This window comes from Streptomyces sp. NEAU-YJ-81, assembly GCF_017592595.1.
Taxonomy (GTDB): domain Bacteria; phylum Actinomycetota; class Actinomycetes; order Streptomycetales; family Streptomycetaceae; genus Streptomyces; species Streptomyces hygroscopicus_B.
In genome coordinates this window covers 1-18,829 of sequence record NZ_JAGFNO010000016.1, presented here as the reverse complement: position 1 = coordinate 18,829, position 18,829 = coordinate 1, and the positions used below count along the sequence as shown (strand labels likewise).

Here is an 18,829-nt window from a genome sequence, read left to right as displayed (position 1 = left end):
TGAAGGCTGACTTCCGACGGGCCGCTCCGGCTTACTCGCTTACTCGTCGGCCATTCGCTCGGCCTCCCGTACGGCCTCCTCGAGCGTGTCCACGACCGGCACCCCGGCCGCCTCCAGACTGGCCCGGCTGTGCGAACCGCCCGTGTAGAGCACGGCCCGCGCCCCCACATGGCGTGCCGCCACCGCGTCGTCCACGGCGTCCCCGATCACCACCATCCGCTGCGGCGGCACCCCTTCGAGCTCGGCGATATGGCGCATCATCTGCTCGGCCTTGCCGGTGTTGCTCTGGCCGACGCGGCCGTCCACCCGGATGAAATGGCGCTCGATGCCATGCGTCCGCACCAGCGGGACCAGATGCTCATGCGGGGCCAGTGAGCACAGCGACTGGGTGAGCCCCGCCTCCTGCCACTCGACGAGCAGCTGCCGGGCGCCGATCGCCAGCCCGGCGCTCTCGGCCAGTGCCCAGTAGTGCCGGTGGAACGCCTCGTCCATGACCGCCCACTCCTCGTCGGTGGGCAGCCGCCCCATCAGCCGCTCATAGAAGCGCGGGACCGGGACGCAGTACAGGTCGCGATAGCGCTCGAGGGTGATCGGCGGCAGGCCGACCTCCCCGAACGATGCGTTCGTCGCCGAGATCACAGCGTCGATGTCGTGGAGCAGCGTGCCGTTCCAGTCCCACACAAGGTGCGTCACGTGGTTCTTCCCCATTCCACGACCGTACCTGCCGGGTCCGACAGCGGGCATCACTCGATGAGATTGGGGATCTCCTGGGTGGCGTACCAGAGCAGCTCATGGTCCTCGGCACCGTCCACGGTGAACTGCGCGTCGTCGTCACCGAGGTCCGCCGCGCCCAACGCGTCGGCGGCCGCGGCGATGTCCTGCTCGGCGTCATCGGCGTCCAGATGCACGGCGGCGGCCTTCGCCAGCGGTACGGCGGTCTTCATCCGCACCTCGCCCAGCGCGGACTGGTCCAGCCCCCGGTCCGGATCGGCGACCGCCTGCCCGTCGGGCACGTCCACGGCCACCACGACCCGACGGCGGGACGCACGGGGGTCGACGGCGAGCAGCCGCAGCGACGCCTGAGCGGCCCGGCTCAGCGCCGCGTACTCCAGCTCCTCGATGTCGTCCGACACATACCACTCGCGGAGCGCGGGGGTGACCGCGTAGGCCGTCAACGGCGTCGGCCCCAGTTGGCCCTCCTTGTGCGCCTCGGCGAGAGCGGAGAGGGTCAGGGGGACGTAGACGCGCATGTCTGCCGCTTTCATCAGAGACCAATAGGCCCCAAGCATACGATCGCCCGTCCCCAGTCCCGAGCCTTCTTCACAGGCCCGGTGGTCCCCTTTCGGGGGACGGGGTACGACGGCGCCGCACAAAGCCAGGCACAAGCCCGGCCCGACCCCGCGACCAGGGGCCATGAGCGCCCGGATGCCCCGAATAGGTGAACCGAGGCGTCGACCGCGACCGGGGGCCGCGCTCATTGCGGAGGCCGAAAACCCCCCGGTAGAAGACTCTCCGACGAAAGCTACCGCCCGGTATTCGGCCGGGCCGGAGAGAACGGGGCGAGAAGCATGCGCGAGGGCGTCCGGGCGACGGATCGGGCCACGGCGACCGGGGAGGGCGTACGACGACGCGGCGGCAGCGGACCGGGCCGAAGCGGCCCCCCAGGCCGCAAGGACCCCCGCCGCCCCCGCACCACCCCCACGACTTCGGCACCCCCCACCACGACAACCACACCCCCCACCCCAACCACCCCACACAACACAACCACCACCGACGGCACCCCCACATCACACGACGTAGCCACACCACCCACCCCGACCAGCACAACCGCCACCAGCGGCACCCCCACATCGCACGACGTAACCGCACGGCCCACCACCACACCCCCCACAACGCCCACGCCCCTCACCGTCACCCGCGCCGCCGCCGTCTCCCGCACTGCGGCCGTATCGCCCACCACGCCCCCACCGCACACCCCCACCGCATCCCGCGCCGCGGCCGTATCGCGCAGCGCGGCCGCCGCAGCGGCGTGTCGGCAGCGGGACCGGTTGCCGCGCTACTGGTTCGCCAACCGGCTGGTGCTCACCCTCAGCGGTCAGCGCCCCGTCCACACCCTCCTCGGGCACGCCCTCCCGGCCGCCTACGACCGACTGATCGAACTCGCCCCGCGCGCCCCGCTGCGTCCCGCCTCAGGACGGGCCACGGCGCCCGTCGTGCGGCGCTGTGGCGAGTACCAGCCCCGGCACGGGGTCATCGAGGCGTTCGCCCGGATCGCCTCCGGAGACCGGCTCAGCGCGCTCGCGTTCCGGCTGGAGCTCGGCGCCGACGCCCGCTGGCGCTGCGCCGCCATCGACCTCGGGCCACTCGCCCAGGCAGTGTCCAACGGATCGTGACGCCTGCGGCAGGCTGCTCCCCGCCCCAGGCCCCGTGGTCCAGAGGCGAAGCCCCTGGCAACGGGAAGGGGCGGGGAGCCAACCCAGCCCCTCCGGCGTTTGAGGAGCAGGGTCCAGGGGCGGAGCCCCGGCCGGGGCCGAGGGCCAGGCCCGGGTCTCGGGGAGAAGCGGGGAGCCACTCCAGCCCCTCCGGCGTTTGAGGAGCGGGGTCCAGGGGCGGAGCCCCGGCCGGGGCCGGGGCCGGGCCCCGGTTGCGGGAAGGGGCGGGTAGGGGAAAGACCCGCCGGACACCCCATAGGCCCACAACCACGGCCACGGCCACAACGCGACGGGCCGGGGTGGGGGCGGGGGCGGCCCGCCCCCCCCCCCCCCCCCCCCACCCCCCACAACCCCGGCCACGGCCACAACGCGCCGGGCCGGGGGGCCGCGCTCTCGCGCGGCACCCCGGCCCGTCCACCAAAGCCCAAGCCCTGCCGGACTACTTCTTGCGGCGGCGCCCCTTCTGCGCCTTACGCCGCTCCGCCCGCGTCATCCCATCGGCCTCCGACCGAGGCGCCGGCGGCGTCTCACCGTTGGGGAAGTCGCCCTCGACGACACCGCCCTCACCGTCCACCGTCGGGGCGGAGAAGTGCAGCCGGTCCGGCCGCTGCGGGGCCTCCAGACCCTTGGCGCGGATCTCGGGGCGGCCCGAGGAGCCCGCGGCGGGGGCGCCCGCCGGCACCGCGTCCTCCACGTCCTTCGCCAGGGCGACCTTCTCGTCCGCCGCCTCGACCGGGACCTCCTCGACCTGCTGCTCGACCTGGACCTCCAGGTTGAACAGGTAGCCGACGGACTCCTCCTTGATGCCCTCCATCATGGCCTGGAACATGTCGAAGCCCTCGCGCTGGTATTCGACCAGCGGGTCCTTCTGGGCCATCGCGCGCAGCCCGATGCCCTCCTGGAGGTAGTCCATCTCGTAGAGGTGCTCGCGCCACTTGCGGTCCAGGACGGAGAGCACGACCCGCCGCTCCAGCTCACGCATGATCTCGGAGCCGAGCTGCTCCTCACGCGCTTCGTACTGCTGGTGGATGTCGTCCCTGATGGACTCTTCGATGAACTCGGCGGTGATCCCGGCGCGGTCGCCGGCCGTCTCCTCCAGCTCTTCGATCGTCGCGCTAACCGGGTAGAGCTGCTTGAAGGCGCTCCACAGCCGGTCCATGTCCCACTCCTCGGCGAAGCCCTCGACCGTCTCCGCCCGCACATAGGCTTCGATGGTGTCGTCCATGAAGTGGCCGACCTGGTCCTCCAGGTTCTCGCCCTCCAGGACGCGGCGGCGCTCGCCGTAGATGACCTCACGCTGCCGGTTCAGGACCTCGTCGTACTTCAGGACGTTCTTACGGGTCTCGAAGTTCTGCTGCTCGACCTGCGACTGGGCGGAGGCGATGGCTCGCGTCACCATCTTGTTCTCGATCGGGACGTCGTCCGGGACGTTCGCCATCGCCATGACGCGCTCGACCATCTGCGCCTTGAACAGCCGCATCAGATCGTCGCCGAGCGAGAGGTAGAAGCGGGACTCGCCGGGGTCGCCCTGACGGCCGGAGCGGCCACGGAGCTGGTTGTCGATCCGGCGCGACTCATGGCGCTCGGTGCCCAGCACATACAGCCCGCCGAGCTCCTTGACCTCCTCGAACTCGGCCTTGACCGCGGCCTCGGCCTTCTCCAGGGCGGCGGGCAGCGCGGCGGCCCACTCCTCGGAGTGCTCCACCGGGTCCAGACCGCGCTGGCGCAGCTCGGCCTCGGCGAGGTCGTCGGGGTTGCCGCCGAGCTTGATGTCGGTACCGCGGCCCGCCATGTTGGTCGCCACCGTCACGGCGCCCTTACGGCCGGCCTGGGCGACGATCGTCGCCTCCCGGTCGTGCTGCTTGGCGTTGAGCACCTCATGCGGCACCCCGCGCTTGGCAAGCTGCTGGGAGAGGTACTCGGACTTCTCCACGGAGGTGGTGCCGACCAGGACCGGCTGCCCCTTCTGGTGCTTCTCGGCGATGTCGTCGACCACCGCGTCGAACTTCGCGACCTCGGTGCGGTAGATCAGGTCGGACTGGTCGATCCGGGCGAGGGCGCGGTGGGTCGGGATCGGGACCACGCCGAGCTTGTAGATCTGGTGGAACTCGGCGGCCTCGGTCATCGCCGTACCGGTCATGCCGGAGAGCTTGTCGTAGAGGCGGAAGAAGTTCTGCAGGGTGATCGTGGCGAGCGTCTGGTTCTCGTCCTTGATCTCCACCGCTTCCTTCGCCTCGATGGCCTGGTGCATGCCCTCGTTGTAGCGGCGGCCCGCGAGGATACGGCCGGTGTGCTCGTCGACGATCATGACTTCGCCGTCCATGACGACGTAGTCCTTGTCCTTCTTGAAGAGCTCCTTGGCCTTGATCGCGTTGTTGAGGTAGCCGACCAGCGGGGTGTTGACCGACTCGTAGAGGTTGTCGATCCCCAGCCAGTCCTCGACCTTGGTGACACCGGACTCATGGATGCCGACGGTGCGCTTCTTCTCGTCGACCTCGTAGTCCCCGGTCTCCTCCACGCCCTTCTGCGGCTCGGCGGCCTGGCCCCTGCTGAGCCGGGTGACCAGCTTGGCGAAGTCGCCGTACCACTTGGTGGCCTGGTCGGCCGGGCCGGAGATGATCAGCGGCGTACGGGCCTCGTCCACCAGGATCGAGTCGACCTCGTCGACGATCGCGAAGTTGTGGCCGCGCTGCACCAGCTCGTCCTGCGACCACGCCATGTTGTCGCGCAGATAGTCGAAGCCGAACTCGTTGTTGGTGCCGTAGGTGATGTCGCACGCGTACTGCTCGCGGCGCTGCGCCGGGGTCATGTTGGCGAGGATGCAGCCGACCTCCAGGCCGAGGAACCGGTGCACCCGGCCCATCCACTCGGAGTCGCGCTCGGCCAGGTAGTCGTTGACCGTGATGAGGTGGACGCCCTTGTCCGACAGCGCGTTCAGATACGCCGGGAGGGTGCCGACCAGGGTCTTGCCCTCACCGGTCTTCATCTCGGCGACATACCCGAGGTGCAGCGCCGCGCCGCCCATCAGCTGGACGTCGTAGTGACGCTGGCCGAGCACCCGCTTGGCCGCCTCACGCACCGTGGCGAACGCTTCGGGCATCAGGTCGTCGAGGCTCTCACCGTCGGCGTACCGCTGCTTGTACTCGTCGGTGAGGGCGCGCAGCTCGGCGTCGGAGAGGGACAGGAAGTCCTCTTCGATGGAATTGACCTGGTCCGCGATGCGGTGCAGCTTGCGCAGGATCTTTCCTTCGCCTGCACGCATGAGCTTGTTGAGGACGGACACGTAGGCTGGCTCCTTGCCGGTCGGGCCTGGCACGGTCGGGGTGCGCTGGCGCGGCATTGTCAAGGGGCGCAGGCCCCGCCGCAACGGCCATCGTAAGACAGACCCCGGCACGCCGGGAGGTCCGTCACCACGAGGACCGGATGTCACCTCACCGTGTCAACGCCCGAGAGCTCCCCCAGGTGCCCTCCAATTCGCGGAAACCGCTCGCGGTGAGTGACGACGGCGGCGCAGACTCGGGACGCATGGAGCCTGTCACCCTCACCACCGAGCGTCTGGTCCTGCGCCCCTTCCGGCCCATCGACACGGACGCGGTCTTCGCAGCTTGTCAGGACCCGGACATCCAGCGATGGACCACCGTGCCCTCCCCGTACGAACGTGCGCACGCGGAGGACTTCACCGGCCGCATCTGCCCGGAGAACTGGCGCGACGACGTGACCTACGACTTCGCGGTGGTCACCAAGAGTGACGGCACCCTCGTCGGCGCCATGGGCCTGGTGCGGCTGGCCCATCTGCGCACCCTCGAGCACCAGGCCGAGCTGGGCTACTGGACAGTCCGGGAGCACCGGCGGCGCGGCTATACGGACGAGGCGGCGCGGGCCGTGATCGAGTGGGCGTTCACCCGGCTCGGGGTGGAGCGCCTGGAGTGGTGCAGCGAGGCCGGGAACGAGGGCTCGCGGGCGGTCGCCCTCGGGGTGGGCTTCCGGATGGAGGGGACGGACCGCGCCCGGATCGTCCACCAGGGGACCCGGCGGGACGCCTGGCGGGGCGCGCTGCTGCCCTCCGACTGGGGGCTGCCGTCGACGACGCCGTATCTGCCCGCCAAGGCGTCGGAGGCGTCCAACGCACCGCAGGCTCCCGAGGCGTCCGGCCGGGCGTCCACGGCGCCGTCAGCGGTCTGAGAGAGGCCCTGAGGGGCCGTGAGAGGCCGCCGGGGCCGAGGCGCGGCGGCCCAGGGCGCCGGGGGTCTGGGCGGCATGGGCGGCGTTGTCAGTGGGTGCTACTACGGTGGCGCGCATGACGAACGCCGCCACCGGGTCCGCCGTGGACCGCACACCCGAGGCCACGCTCTCCGCCGACGAGGCGCGCCGGATCGCGCTGCGCGCCCAGGGGCTGCTGGGCGCCCCCGACCGGCGTGGCGGGGTGCGGGGCGTGCTGCGCCATCTGGGCGCGGTGCAGCTCGACACGATCTCGGTGCTGGCCCGCTCGCATGAGCTGATTCCGTACGCACGGCTGGGCGCGGTCGGCCGTAAGACGGTCGAGTCGGCCTATTGGAGCGGCACCCACGCCTTCGAGTACTGGTCGCATGCCGCCTGTGTGCTGCCGATCGAGGAGTGGCCGCACTTCGCCTTCCGGCGCCGCGCCTACCGCCTGCGTCCGCACTGGCACCACGAGCTGCCGGACGGGGTGTACGAGACGGTGGTCAAGCAGTTGCGCGCGGAGGGCCCGCTGACCGCGACGGAGCTGGGCGGGGCCAAGAACGGCGGGCCGTGGTGGGACTGGTCGGCGGCGAAGATCGCGGTCGAGCGGGCGCTGATGTTCGGCGAGGTGGTGTGCGTCGAGCGGCGCGGCTGGAAGCGGGTGTACGACCTGGCGGAGCGCGCCGTGCCGGATGCCCTGCTCCATGACGACCTGGACGACCGGGAGTGTCTGCGCCGGCTGGTGCGGCTGGCCGGGCAGTCCCTGGGCGTGGGCACACGGGCGGATATCGCCGACTACCACCGGCTCAAGGGCGAGCAGGTGGCCGCGGTGATCGCGGACTCGGGGCTGGTGCCGGTGGCGGTCGAGGGCTGGGACAAGCCGGCCTGGGCGGACCCCGAGGCGCTGGCCGCCCCGCCGCGCGGCCGGCACCGCACCACGCTGCTCTCGCCCTTCGACTCGCTGATATGGGACCGGGCGCGCACCGAGCGGATCTTCGGCTTCACCCATCGGCTGGAGGCGTATGTGCCCAGGCCCAAGCGGATCTACGGTTACTTCGCCATGCCGCTGCTGTCGGGCGGGCGGCTGCTGGGCCGGGTCGATCCGGCCCGGGAGGGGAAGACCCTGATCGCCCGGCAGGTGTCCCTGGAGTCGCCGAAGGCCGTGGCCCCCATGGCGCAGGCGCTGCGGGAGGCGGCTGAATGGGTGGGTTGTGACTCTGTACGGGTCGAGCGCGTCGACCGCCCGGAGCTCGCCGCACCGCTCGCGGCGGCCGTCGCCTGAACCGCCCCGGCGGACGCTCGAGCCGGGGCTCCGGCTCATCCGGGCTTCCGGCTCATCCGGGCTTCCGGCTCATCCGGGCTTCCGGCTCATCCGGGCTTCCGGCTCATCCGGGGTGATGGCTCACAGGGGGCTCCGGCATGTCCGGAGCCCCGCAGCTCCGGCGCCGGGCGCATCCCTCACCTGATCTCGAGGATCTTCTCCCGCATCGCATAGACCACGGCCTCCATCCTGGAGTGCAGCTGCAATTTCTCCAGAATGTTGCGAACGTGGTTCTTCACGGTGTTTTCGCTGATGAACAGCTCCTTGGCGATATCCCGGTTGTTCATTCCGGTCGCCACCAGCTTGAGCACCTCCAGCTCCCGGTCGGTGAGCCGGGGCGCGGGCACCAGCCGCCGCTCATCGGTGCGCTGGATCATCGACTTGAACTCGGTCAGCAGCTTGGCCGCCATCGACGGGCTGATCTGCGACTGGCCGTCCGCCACCGCCCGGATGGCGGTCGAGACCTCGTCGGTCGAGATCTCCTTCAGCAGATAGCCCGTGGCACCCGCCTTGATCGCGTCGTAGAGATCGGCTTCCTCATCGCTGATCGTCAGCATGATGATCTTGGCGCTGGGTGCCACCTCCTTGATGGCGGTGCAGGCCTCGATCCCCCCGCGCTTGGGCATCCGCACATCCATCAGGACGATGTCCGGCAGCAGATCCGCCGCCTTGTCCACGGCCTCGGCCCCGTCCCCCGCCTCGCCGACGACCTGGATGTCCTCCTCCTGGGCCAGGACGATCTCCAATCCACGCCGGAAGAGCGCGTGGTCGTCCACGACGAGGACCCGAATCGGCTCCTTGCGCGGTTCGCCGCGCGGCTCACCCCCGTCCGGACCGACGCCATGGTCTTCACCGGCGTCGGACACGGGCCCGAAGCTGTCCGCCATCGTTCCTCCCCCTGAAGGCCATGGCCCTTGCGGTCCGCACCCTGGGTGCACTCGGTCTGGCGTCAACCGGTGCATTCGATACACCGGTTGGCCGCCCGGCCATGATTTCATGCCCGGACGGCGGAATGTTCCTACCTTGGTCGCACGGCGGTGCCCCGGGGGCGCGCAGGCGCTCCGGGGCACCACTTACTTGTCAGGCTGGATCCGGCTGAATTTCTCGGTCAGCCGCCGAGTGCGCCACCGGCGCCGCCGGGTGCCTCTCCGACGAACGCCTCCGGCTGAAGATGAATCACCCCGTAGTCATAACCATGCCGCCGGTAGACGACGCTGGGCTGGTTGGTGTCGGAGTCGACGAACAAATAGAAGTCGTGCCCGACCAGCTCCATCTCGTAGAGAGCCTGGTCGAGGCTCATGGGAGCCGCGGCGTGGGTCTTCTCCCGGACCACCAGGGGGCCCTCACCCTGGACTTCCAGGGGGCCCATCCGGGTGGTGGGGACGGTCTCCGTCGTGCGCTGGGGGGCGATGTCCCCATGCCCGTTGATGCGGGCCGCGTTGGGCACGGTGACAGCCACGTCGCTGGCCGGAATGCGACCGTTTCCACGGCGCGTATGGCGCTTGTCGTGCTGCTTGCGCATCCGTGCTTCCAGCTTGCTGGCCGCCAGGTCCAGCGCCGCGTACGGATCGGCCGCGGCGGCCTCCGCCCGGATCACCGGGCCGCGCGAGCGGAGCGTGATCTCCACTCGGTCGGCGCGGTCGGCCTGCCGCGGGTTGTGCTCCTTGGACACCTCGACGTCGAGGCTGATCACCTTGCCGTCGAGCTTCTGGATCTTATCCAGCTTCAGCTTCTCGGCCACGTGCTTCCGGAACCGCTCGGGCACCTCAGTTTTACGGCCCTTGACGACGATGTCCACGCAGAACTCCGTTCCCGGGTAGCTCCAGTCAGTATCGGAGCGTCATCCCTTGTGCACTTGGCTCCGGTGTCCTCCGGAGCCATCGGCTTGGCGCTTTCAGCTCCTCCTTCCCACGGAGAGGATCTCAATCCCGTTTGTTCCAAGCCTCACCAGAATGCAGGCAAAACACGCCAAGCGGATGAGCGAGTCATAGCACTCGCTTTTCCTCACAACCGAACATAGCTCGACCGGTCGGAAGTCGGCACCCCCTACCGGCACGTACCTCCGATCAGGTGCTTTGCCGCGGTTACCACCTGCAACGATGCGGCTTCGTATTCAGTTCCGGTTGATGCGCATCAGGGGTGCGGCCACCACGGCCGCGCCGATGACAAGCCCACCGGCCGCCGTCACCGCCCGCGCCGCCTCCGCGAGCGAGGCCCCCGTCGTCATCAGGTCGTCCACCAGGACGACCGGGCCTGCCGCCAGCAGCCGGCCGCTGCCGGGGACCGCCCCCAGCGCCCCCGTCACATTCGCCCGCCGCTGCCGTGCGTCCAGCCCCGACTGGTCGCTCACCCGGCGCCGCTGGCGCAGCACCGCCGGGACCCGCGCCGAGCACCCGCCACCGCGCAGCACACCCGCCGCGGCGAGCGCGATCCGCCGGGCCGGGTCATGCCCCCGGGCGCCCACCGCACGCCGGGCCGATGGCACCGGCACCAGCAGCAGCGGACCCCCGCGGGGTCTCGCGCCGGATCCGTACCCGGGTCTCGCCCCGGCACACGCTCCCGATCCAGTACCCGGTCTCACCCCGGATACCCGGTCCAATCCCGCGCCGGCCCATCTTCGGGACCCCGCACCGGGCCCTGAGTCGGGCTCTGGGCCAGGCCCTGAGCCGGACCCCGGGCCGGGGCAAGCCGCCCGCACCGCCCCCGCCAGCGCCTCACCCAGGGGCCGCGCCAGCCGGAGCGCTCCGCGCTCCTTGTGCGCGAGCAGCACCGCCCGCGCCTCGTCCACGTAATCCACCGCCGCATGGACCACCGGCAGCCCCGGCGGCACCGGGCTCGGCTCCACCCGGCGCGCCCCGGACCCGCGCAGCGCCCCACGACAACGCTCACACAACGCGCCGCCCGGCCGACCGCATCCGGCACAGTCGGCCGGCAGCACCAGATCGGCGATCTCCTGCCACCAGCCCCGCATGAACACCACTGTCCCGGCGGCCAAGCCCCCGCGCCACCCCTTGTGGACAACCGCGCACATGTGGACAACCAGCCACCCCCGCCAGGTGTCCTGGCCTAGAAGCTGCCGCTCGGCCCCGCCTAACCGGGGTAGACCGGAGCCGAACCGTCCTGGTCCACGGTCTTCCAGTCGGTGTTCGGCAGCAGCCGCACGATGCCGTTCTCCCTGGTCTCGGCGATCAGCGGCCGGGTCTGGTCCTCCGAGGCGCCGATCGACTGCACACCGTTCGGACCCGGCACCTCCGGGATGTTCGCCGGGGAGCCGTCCGTCTCCACGTACTGCAGCTGCTGCACGCCGTCCGACTCCCGGCCCGCGACCACCAGCCGGCTGTCGCCCGCCCAGGAGAAGGTGTCCACGTCCTCCAGCTTCGGCGCGACCGCCCGCAGCGCCCCCACCGACAGCTTCGGGGCCGCCTCGGTCCCCCGTCGCTCGATCCGGCCGAGCCGCAGCGTGGTGTGGCCGGACCGCTTGACCAGCATCGCGATCCTGGAACCGTCCGCGGAGACCCGCAGCGCCGTGATCCGGCCGCCGTCCAACTGCGGCAGCGCCACCTCGTCCGCCGCTCCGGTGCCGCCCCGCAGCCGCAGCAGCCTCGGCCGCTGCGGATTGCGGTCGGCCACCCACAGACCGCCCAGCCCGTCCCAGCTCGGCGCCGTCAGACCGTGCTCCAGGCTGCCGCCCTGGCTGCGCAGCCGCACCTTGCCGCGCTCGGCGCCTGGGGCCATCTGGGTGACGTACAGCGCCTGGCCGTCGGCGGTGACCCCCGCCGCGTCCCGCTCGTCGCGGGAGACCGCCACCGTGCCCAGACCCGCGTCCTCGGAGCCGAACGGCCCCGGAACCGGCTGTGGCCGGTCCTCGTCGTCGGACAGCCGGACCATCCGATGATCGGAGTCCACGAAGTACTGGTGGCGCGGATGGCCCTCGACCGCGTCCGGGGCGTAGGCACGCGCCGCGTCACTGGAGAGGGCACACAGCTCCGAACCGTTCTGCCGCTCCAGCCGCACCCCGCTGACCTCGGACGATCCCTCGCCCAGATCCTGGACCGTGAACAGCGTCTGCGCCGCCATCCGGGCACACCGCGCCCCGCTGACCTGCGCCGCCCGGTCGCTCAGCCGGACCTTCAGCGTGTTCGAGTCGTCCAGCGACAGCCGCTCGTCCCGGCGCCCTAGCGCCGAACCGCGCGGGAAGGAGCTGCTGACCACCGGCTCCAGCCACTCCGTGGGACCGCCCAGCAGCGCCTTGACGGTCGCGGTCACCGGATCGATACGGCGCCGCACATAGACCGGATCGGCCACCAGGACGTTGTCCCCGGCCGTCGACTCGTCGGCGTCCGGGCCCAGATCGGCGAAGTAGTACTTGTTGACCGAGCGGTAGATGCGCTGGAAGTCGGACTCGCCGAGGATCAGCCCCCGCGGCGGCCCGTCGATCCGCCACTCCGAACCGCTCAGCGTGAGATGGATGCGCTCCTCGTACGGCTGCGCATCGGGCTTGTAGGCGTGCGTTTCGTCCACGACGGCGATCCGCTTGCCCGACAGCACGACCGTCTTACCGCTGCCGTCCCGATCGCCCGGGTCCGTCTCCACCCGCACATCCGGAGCCTGCTCCAGCACGGTGGTGGCCGCGAACGGCTGCCACCGCCTGACCGCGCTCTTGGTCAGATACTCCTTCGCGGTACCGAAGTTCTCCTCGTCGCTCGTCGTGGCCTCCAGGAAGCCGGAGACCAGCTCCGCGGGCTGCTCGCCCTTGCCCGGGCTCACTCCGTACACCCGGACCTGCGAATCGACGTCGGAGCGCGGTGAGGAGTCCACCCGCCGCACATCGCCGCTGTCGGGCATCGAGGCACAACCGAACAGCAGCAGGGCGCCACAGGCCAGCAGCGCCGGCGTGCTCAGGGCCCGGCCGTCCGGGCGGCGCCCACGACGGCGGAAACGGCGACGGTCGGCATGGTCAGCGCCCACGAGGGCGGCCCTCCCCTTCGTTCGATGTCGTCGGCCGGGCGGCCGGCGCCCTGCCGCCCCGCGGCCCGTCGGACGGCGTCTCCGGGGCGCCGCGCACCACCCGCGACCCATTGCCCGGCAGGGCCGTGGGATCGGCCGACGGCGCCGCGGCTTCGGCGGGCAGCGCGGACCGCGGCTGCGCGGGCACCGCCGCCAGCCCCTCCGCAGGGGGCAGCGGGGCCCCGGCGTCATCCGTACGGCGGTTACGCCGGGAGTCCTCGGGCTCAAGCGGGATCGGCGAGCCGCGCAGCACATCGCCCGCGGTACGCGGCAGCGTCAGCCGGAACTGCGAACCGCCACCGGGCTCACCCCACGCCTGCAGCCAGCCATCGTGCAGCCGCGCGTCCTCCACCGCGATCGACAGGCCGAGACCGGTGCCGCCGGTGGTGCGCGCACGGGCCGGATCGGCCCGCCAGAAGCGGTTGAACACCCGCGTCGCCTCGCCGGGCTTGAGCCCGACGCCGTAGTCCCGCACCGCGACGGCCACCGCACCGCCCGCCGTCGCGAGCCGCACGACCACATCGCGGCCCTCACCGTGCTCCACGGCGTTGACCACCAGATTGCGCAGCACCCGCTCGACACGGCGGGTGTCCGCCTCCACGATCACCGGCGCCTCGGCGCCCCGCACCAGGATCCGGGTGCCCTTGGCCTCGGCGAGCGGCTCGGCGCCGCCCACCACCCGGTGCACCACATCGCGCAGATCGATCGGCTCGGCCTCCAGCGCGGCCGCGCCCGCGTCGAACCGGCTGATCTCCAGCAGATCGCTGAGCAGCGACTCGAAGCGGTCGACCTGGCCCCACAGCAGCTCGGCGGAGCGCGCGGTGATCGGGTCGAAGTCCTCACGCGCCTCGTGAATGACGTCCGCCGCCATCCTTACGGTCGTCAGCGGAGTGCGCAGCTCATGGGAGACATCGGAGACGAAGCGGCGCTGCATCCGGGAGAGCTCCTCCAGCTGCTGAATCTTGAGCTGGAGGTTCTGCGCCATCTTGTTGAACGACTCCCCCAGGCGGGCGATGTCGTCCTCCCCGGTGACCTTCATCCGCTCCTGGAGCAGACCGGCCGCCAGCCGCTCGGAGATCCCCGCCGCCATCCTTACGGGCGTCACGACCTGCCGGACCACCACCCAGGCGATGGCCCCGAGCAGCACCACCACGAACACCCCGGCCGTGGCCAGGGTGCCCTTGACCAGGCTCAGCGACTTCTCCTCCTGGGTGAACGGGAAGAGGTAGTAAAGCTGGTAGGCGTCGCCGTTGTTGTCGTCCAGACGCTTGCCGATGATCAGCGCGGGCTCGGCGTCTCCGGAGCCCGCGTGCACGATCTTTCCGTAGCGCTCGTACGGCGCCGTCCGGCCCTCGTCCACCCTCCGGCGCAGATCGGCGGGCACACTGTCCGGCTGGACATCGCCGGAGGCCCGCGGCCCCCGGCTGGCCACATACGGCGTCTCACCGGAGTCGGAGCTGAGCGCCACCACCGAATACGCGCCCTTGCCGCCGCTGGAAAGCTGCTCCACCAGCGCGTTCAGCCAGGCGCCGGAGTCCTCGGCACCGGCCCCCGGCCCGTCCTGGCCGCGGGAATCGCTCTTACGGTCGGCCATCTGCTCGGCCACCTCGAACCCGCCGACGGCCTGCCCCTGCGCCGCATGGCGCTTGGCGTCCAGCAGACCGTTGCGCACCTGCCCGATGACCACCAGGCCCAGCAGCAGCACCACACCGAGCGACATCAGCAGCGTGGTGGCGACCACCCGCAGCTGGATGTTCCGCCGCCACAGCCGGGCAGCGGGCAGCAGCGGACGGCGCACCCACCGTCCGAACAGCCGGATCACCGGATGGGCCGGCCCTCCGGACGCCCCGTCGGGCAGCAGATGCCCACCGCTCCACAACCTCCGCAGCAGCGGTATCTCACCCGCCGGGTCGGGCCGCCCCATCCGGGCACCCTCCGGAGCCCCGCCTCCCGGTCCTCCGGGCTGCGGCGCCGTACCACCCGTCATCTCAGCTTGGCCCGGCCTTGTAGCCGACACCGCGCACGGTCACCACGATCTCCGGCCGCTCCGGGTCCTTCTCGACCTTCGACCGCAGCCGCTGCACATGCACATTCACCAGCCGGGTGTCGGCGGCATGCCGATAGCCCCAGACCTGCTCCAGCAGCACCTCACGGGTAAAGACCTGCCACGGCTTACGGGCCAGCGCCACCAGAAGATCGAACTCCAGCGGGGTCAGCGCTATCGACTGGCCGTCCCGCTTCACCGAATGCCCCGCCACGTCGATCACCAGATCGCCTATGGCCAGCTGCTCCGGCGCCGGCTCCTCGGAACGCCTCAGCCGGGCCCGGATCCGGGCCACCAGCTCCTTCGGCTTGAACGGCTTGACGATGTAGTCATCCGCCCCGGACTCGAGCCCGACCACCACATCGACCGTGTCGCTCTTGGCCGTGAGCATGACGATCGGGACCCCCGACTCGGCCCGGATCAGCCGGCAGACCTCGATGCCGTCCCGCCCGGGCAGCATCAGATCGAGCAGCACCAGATCGGGCTTGGTCTCGCGGAAGGCGGCAAGAGCCTTGTCGCCGTCCGCCACAAACGACGGTTCAAAGCCTTCGCCGCGCAGCACGATGCCAAGCATCTCTGCCAGTGCGGTGTCGTCGTCGACGACAAGGACGCGTCCCTTCATATCGACATCATCCCATTACCCGATCGTGACCTGGCCCACAGCTCGGCGATACCGTCCGCTGTGACCGGAGAGATCACACCGTCCTCGGTGACAATCGCCGTCACCAACTCCGGTGGTGTGACGTCGAAAGCCGGATTGTGGGCCTGTGTCCCCAGCGGAGCGACCGGCACTCCGGTGCCCGCCTCGTGCCCGGCAATGGGGGCGTAAGGAATTGTGATGTCTGTCACCTCATGTCCAGGGCGCTGCTCGACCTCGATCGAGGCGCCATCGGGAGTGGCCGGGTCCACCGTGGTGGTCGGGGCTACCACCACAAACGGCACATGGTGGTAGCGGGCCAGCACCGCGAGCGGATAGCTGCCCACCTTGTTGGCCACCGAGCCGTCCGCGGCGATCCGGTCCGCCCCGATCAGCACCGCGTCCACCTCACCGGCCGCGAACAGCGAGCCCGCCGCGTTGTCCGCGAGCAGCGTGTACGCCATACCGGCGCGCGCCGCCTCGTACGCGGTCAACCGCGCCCCCTGGAGCAGGGGCCGGGTCTCGTCCACCCAGAGCCGCCGCAGCTGCCCCGCCCGGTGCACCGCCTTGACCACGGCGAGGGCGGTCCCCTCACCCCCGGAGACCAGGGCGCCGGTGTTGCAGTGAGTGAGAATCCGATGACCACCGGCAGGCAACAGCTCCTCGAGGAGCGCTTGACCATGGGCCGCCATGCGGTCGCTGGCCGCGGCATCCTCCCGATGCAGGGCCCGGGCCTCGGCGAGGGCGGCCGCGGCGGCCTGAGCGTCGTCCGCGTCGTCCCGGATCGCGCCGTGATAAGCGGCGACGGCCCGGCGAACGCCATAGCCGAGGTTGACGGCCGTGGGACGGGCATGGGCGAGCGATTCCGCGGCCTCGTCCACATCGAAACCCCGGGCCGCGGCAAGCGCGATCCCGTATGCCCCGGCGAGGCCGAGCAGCGGGGCGCCGCGCACGGCGAGAGAGCGGATCGCCTCCACCAGCGCCGGCACATCGGTGCACACCAGCTCGACCTCTTCGGCGGGCAGCCGGGTCTGGTCGAGAAGTACCAGTACGGGCCCCTCCGGGGGCTCCTCCCAGCGCAGCGCCAAGGCGGTGGGAGGTATGGGGCCTTCCGGGGACACCGGATGCTGATCAGCCATTCGCCCAGTCTGCCCTGTGCGCCACCGACTATTGAAGTGCCGGACCGCCCCCAGTGACCGGCACGAGGCGCAACCCACCGTGGCACGATGGCTGGCATACGCCCGCCGCGGACGCCGCGGCCGGTCAACGAACAACCTACGGAGCGACGATGAATGACACTCCGGGCTGGGCCCCGCCCGGATCGTCCCCTTCCGACGAACCGGACCACGGCGCTCAGCAGCAGAACGAGCCCGCCGACCAGCCCGCCCCGGAGCAGCCCACCTGGGGCGGCCAATGGGCCCGGCGCCAGCCGCCGCCCGGCCGCTGGACCGCATCGGGACGAGGCCCCACGCCACCGCAGGTGCCGCCCGCTCCCACGCCGGGCGGCGGATGGGGCACCGGCCCGCGTCAGCCACCTGCTCCCCGCCCCGGTGTCATTCCGCTGCGACCGCTGGCCGTCAGCGAGATCCTGAACGGCGCGGTGGCCATCATGCGCACCCACTGGCGCACGGTCCTCGGCATCTCGCTGATCGTCTCGATCGTCATCCAGGGTCTGATCACGGCCGCCACGGGACTCTGGTTCAACGACGCCCGCGGCAACGAGAGCAATGTCCTCGACGATCGGGACGTCACCGTGAGCCAGGCGATGCGCGCCGTCGGCGCCGCGCTCGGGGACAGCGGAGTCACCCTGCTGCTCGGCGTCCTCGGAACGATCGTCACCACCGCCCTGCTGACCGTGGTCACCGCCCGGGCGGTGCTGGGCCGGTCCGTGTCCGCCAAGGAGGCATGGGGCGGTGCCCGCCCGCATCTCCTTCAGCTGTGCGGGCTGCTCCTTCTGATCCCCGCCATCGCCGTGGCCGTCATCGCCGCCGGTATGACGCCGGGTCTGCTGCTGGCCTTCGCGGGCGTGCACAGCGAGGGCGCCGCACTCGCCTCTCTCGGCGGGTTCGCCGCGGCTGGCGTCGCCGTCTGGCTCTGGGTCCGCTTCAGCCTCGCCCCTCCCGCGCTGATGCTGGAGAAGCAGGGGATCATCAAGGCCCTGCGACGCTCCTTCAAGCTGGTGCGCGGTGCGTGGGGGCGCGTCTTCGGCATCCAACTGCTCGCCGTCGTCCTGGTCTTCATCGTCGGCGCCATTGTCGAGATCCCCACCAGCCTGATCGCCATGGTCATCGGCGGGGACAACGCCATGGACTGGCTGTCCGGTGACTCCGTCTCCGTCAGCTGGACCTTCCTGGTCGTGGTCGGCGTCGGCGGGGTGATCAGCTCGACCATCACCTTCCCGATCAGCGCGGGTGTGACGGCTCTTCTCTACATGGACCAGCGCATCCGGCGCGAGGCGCTCGACCTCGAGCTCGCCCGCGCCGCGGGAATGCCGGGTGACCCCATGGAAGGCCATGGCAAGGACCAGCCGACCGTCGCCTCGACGTCCGGGAACTGACGGCCACACAGGCGGGCACGAACGGGGCGTCACCCGACGCCCCTTCACCGCACAGGTCGTCACTCGCACTGGCCCTCGCCTCCCCCGTCCGCCCGCTCGGCGTCGCGCCTGCGGCCTGCTGACCGGTCGTCAACAGACCTGTCGGACCCCGGTCTCACTGACAACTCTGAGTGCCAGCAACCGCGCCACGCCAGGACGCTGAGGGCTTTTCACTCGATCCGGTGGAACATCCGATCGAATGGGAACGCAAAAAAGCCTCGGTCCCGAGCACTGAATGCTCGGGACCGAGGCTAAAGATTGTTCGGCAGTGTCCTACTCTCCCACAGGGTCCCCCCTGCAGTACCATCGGCGCTGAAAGGCTTAGCTTCCGGGTTCGAAATGTAACCGGGCGTTTCCCTAACGCTATGACCACCGAAACACTATGAAACTGAACCGGAACCACACCCCAAGAGGGGGGTTCAATACGGTTCATTGCTTCAGAACCAACACAGTGGACGCGAGCACCTGAGGACAAGCCCTCGGCCTATTAGTACCAGTCAACTCCACCAGTTACCCGGCTTCCATATCTGGCCTATCAACCCAGTCGTCTACTGGGAGCCTTAACCCATCAAGTGGGTGGGAGTCCTCATCT

General features: G+C 70.7%; 14 protein-coding genes and 2 rRNA genes. 4 read left to right on the top strand and 12 right to left on the bottom strand.

Annotation, left to right across the window (positions count from 1 at the left end; all coding sequences use genetic code 11):
* Positions 1 to 39 precede the first annotated feature (39 nt).
* Positions 40 to 708, bottom strand: a complete 669-nt coding sequence (locus J5X86_RS28920) for an HAD family hydrolase (protein ID WP_078641806.1) — start codon at positions 706 to 708, stop codon at positions 40 to 42.
* Positions 709 to 743: 35 nt separating this feature from the next.
* Complete coding sequence (locus tag J5X86_RS28915) at positions 744 to 1,250, bottom strand: hypothetical protein (protein ID WP_208519812.1); 507 nt, start codon at positions 1,248 to 1,250, stop codon at positions 744 to 746.
* Between the two features lie 318 nt (positions 1,251 to 1,568).
* On the opposite strand from J5X86_RS28915, the gene J5X86_RS51065 reads away from it, so the two are divergent.
* The gene (locus J5X86_RS51065) at positions 1,569 to 2,393 is read left to right on the top strand and encodes an Rv3235 family protein (RefSeq protein ID WP_243981759.1); all 825 of its coding nucleotides are present in this window, start codon (positions 1,569 to 1,571) and stop codon (positions 2,391 to 2,393) included.
* 478 nt (positions 2,394 to 2,871) lie between these two features.
* Here the strand turns inward: J5X86_RS51065 and secA are convergent, their stop codons facing one another.
* Positions 2,872 to 5,715: a preprotein translocase subunit SecA gene (gene secA, locus J5X86_RS28905; RefSeq protein WP_208519642.1), complete on the bottom strand. Its 2,844-nt coding sequence runs from the start codon at positions 5,713 to 5,715 to the stop codon at positions 2,872 to 2,874.
* 242 nt (positions 5,716 to 5,957) lie between these two features.
* Between secA and J5X86_RS28900 the strand changes: the two genes are divergently transcribed.
* Both J5X86_RS28900 and J5X86_RS28895 read left to right on the top strand, forming a co-directional pair.
* Positions 5,958 to 6,614, top strand: coding sequence for a GNAT family N-acetyltransferase (locus J5X86_RS28900; RefSeq protein WP_208519641.1), 657 nt, complete (start codon positions 5,958 to 5,960; stop codon positions 6,612 to 6,614).
* Between the two features lie 115 nt (positions 6,615 to 6,729).
* Positions 6,730 to 7,914, top strand: a complete 1,185-nt coding sequence (locus tag J5X86_RS28895) for a winged helix-turn-helix domain-containing protein (protein WP_208519640.1) — start codon at positions 6,730 to 6,732, stop codon at positions 7,912 to 7,914.
* Positions 7,915 to 8,090: 176 nt separating this feature from the next.
* On the opposite strand, the gene J5X86_RS28890 is transcribed toward J5X86_RS28895, so the two are convergent.
* The 7 genes from J5X86_RS28890 to mtnA all read right to left on the bottom strand — a co-directional run bounded on the left by J5X86_RS28890 (position 8,091) and on the right by mtnA (position 16,780).
* Complete coding sequence (locus J5X86_RS28890) at positions 8,091 to 8,840, bottom strand: response regulator transcription factor (RefSeq protein WP_014061176.1); 750 nt, start codon at positions 8,838 to 8,840, stop codon at positions 8,091 to 8,093.
* A 221-nt stretch (positions 8,841 to 9,061) separates the two neighbouring features.
* A complete protein-coding gene (gene hpf / locus J5X86_RS28885) occupies positions 9,062 to 9,751 on the bottom strand; it encodes a ribosome hibernation-promoting factor, HPF/YfiA family (RefSeq protein ID WP_078641812.1) in 690 nt (229 codons plus the stop codon).
* Between the two features lie 315 nt (positions 9,752 to 10,066).
* Positions 10,067 to 10,924, bottom strand: coding sequence for a ComF family protein (locus J5X86_RS28880; RefSeq protein WP_208519811.1), 858 nt, complete (start codon positions 10,922 to 10,924; stop codon positions 10,067 to 10,069).
* A gap of 119 nt (positions 10,925 to 11,043) precedes the next feature.
* Positions 11,044 to 12,921 carry an LpqB family beta-propeller domain-containing protein gene (locus J5X86_RS28875; protein ID WP_208519639.1) on the bottom strand — a complete coding sequence of 626 codons (1,878 nt, stop codon included), beginning with the start codon at positions 12,919 to 12,921 and terminating at the stop codon, positions 11,044 to 11,046.
* Complete coding sequence (gene mtrB / locus J5X86_RS28870) at positions 12,911 to 14,884, bottom strand: MtrAB system histidine kinase MtrB (RefSeq protein ID WP_208519638.1); 1,974 nt, start codon at positions 14,882 to 14,884, stop codon at positions 12,911 to 12,913. Before mtrB ends, J5X86_RS28875 begins: the two co-directional genes overlap by 11 nt.
* Positions 14,885 to 14,948: 64 nt before the next feature.
* A complete protein-coding gene (mtrA, locus tag J5X86_RS28865) occupies positions 14,949 to 15,626 on the bottom strand; it encodes a two-component system response regulator MtrA (RefSeq protein WP_028804982.1) in 678 nt (225 codons plus the stop codon).
* Positions 15,623 to 16,780 (bottom strand): S-methyl-5-thioribose-1-phosphate isomerase, encoded by a 1,158-nt coding sequence (mtnA, locus tag J5X86_RS28860; RefSeq protein WP_208519637.1) that lies wholly within the window; start codon positions 16,778 to 16,780, stop codon positions 15,623 to 15,625. Before mtnA ends, mtrA begins: the two co-directional genes overlap by 4 nt.
* Before the next feature lie 149 nt (positions 16,781 to 16,929).
* Here mtnA and J5X86_RS28855 point away from each other — a divergent pair, with 149 nt between their 5' ends.
* On the top strand, positions 16,930 to 18,198 hold the full coding sequence (locus tag J5X86_RS28855) for a hypothetical protein (protein ID WP_208519636.1): 1,269 nt from the start codon (positions 16,930 to 16,932) through the stop codon (positions 18,196 to 18,198).
* 299 nt (positions 18,199 to 18,497) lie between these two features.
* Here the strand turns inward: J5X86_RS28855 and rrf are convergent.
* Together rrf and J5X86_RS28845 are read right to left on the bottom strand one after the other, a co-directional pair.
* Positions 18,498 to 18,614: ribosomal RNA gene (rrf, locus tag J5X86_RS28850) — 5S ribosomal RNA — on the bottom strand.
* 90 nt (positions 18,615 to 18,704) lie between these two features.
* A 23S ribosomal RNA gene (locus J5X86_RS28845) occupies positions 18,705 to 18,829 on the bottom strand; the annotation flags it as partial.

Bases quoted from the DNA above. Each gene is read 5' to 3' on its own strand.
- J5X86_RS28855 (WP_208519636.1), top strand. From the start codon at position 16,930: ATGAATGACACTCCGGGCTGGGCCCCGCCCGGATCGTCCCCTTCCGAC.
- J5X86_RS28895 (WP_208519640.1), top strand. From the start codon at position 6,730: ATGACGAACGCCGCCACCGGGTCCGCCGTGGACCGCACACCCGAGGCC.
- mtnA (WP_208519637.1), bottom strand. From the start codon at position 16,780: ATGGCTGATCAGCATCCGGTGTCCCCGGAAGGCCCCATACCTCCCACC.
- J5X86_RS28915 (WP_208519812.1), bottom strand. From the start codon at position 1,250: ATGCGCGTCTACGTCCCCCTGACCCTCTCCGCTCTCGCCGAGGCGCAC.
- J5X86_RS28900 (WP_208519641.1), top strand. From the start codon at position 5,958: ATGGAGCCTGTCACCCTCACCACCGAGCGTCTGGTCCTGCGCCCCTTC.
- J5X86_RS28890 (WP_014061176.1), bottom strand. From the start codon at position 8,840: ATGGCGGACAGCTTCGGGCCCGTGTCCGACGCCGGTGAAGACCATGGC.
- mtrA (WP_028804982.1), bottom strand. From the start codon at position 15,626: ATGAAGGGACGCGTCCTTGTCGTCGACGACGACACCGCACTGGCAGAG.
- J5X86_RS28880 (WP_208519811.1), bottom strand. From the start codon at position 10,924: ATGCGGGGCTGGTGGCAGGAGATCGCCGATCTGGTGCTGCCGGCCGAC.
- mtrB (WP_208519638.1), bottom strand. From the start codon at position 14,884: ATGGGGCGGCCCGACCCGGCGGGTGAGATACCGCTGCTGCGGAGGTTG.
- J5X86_RS28920 (WP_078641806.1), bottom strand. From the start codon at position 708: ATGGGGAAGAACCACGTGACGCACCTTGTGTGGGACTGGAACGGCACG.
- J5X86_RS51065 (WP_243981759.1), top strand. From the start codon at position 1,569: ATGCGCGAGGGCGTCCGGGCGACGGATCGGGCCACGGCGACCGGGGAG.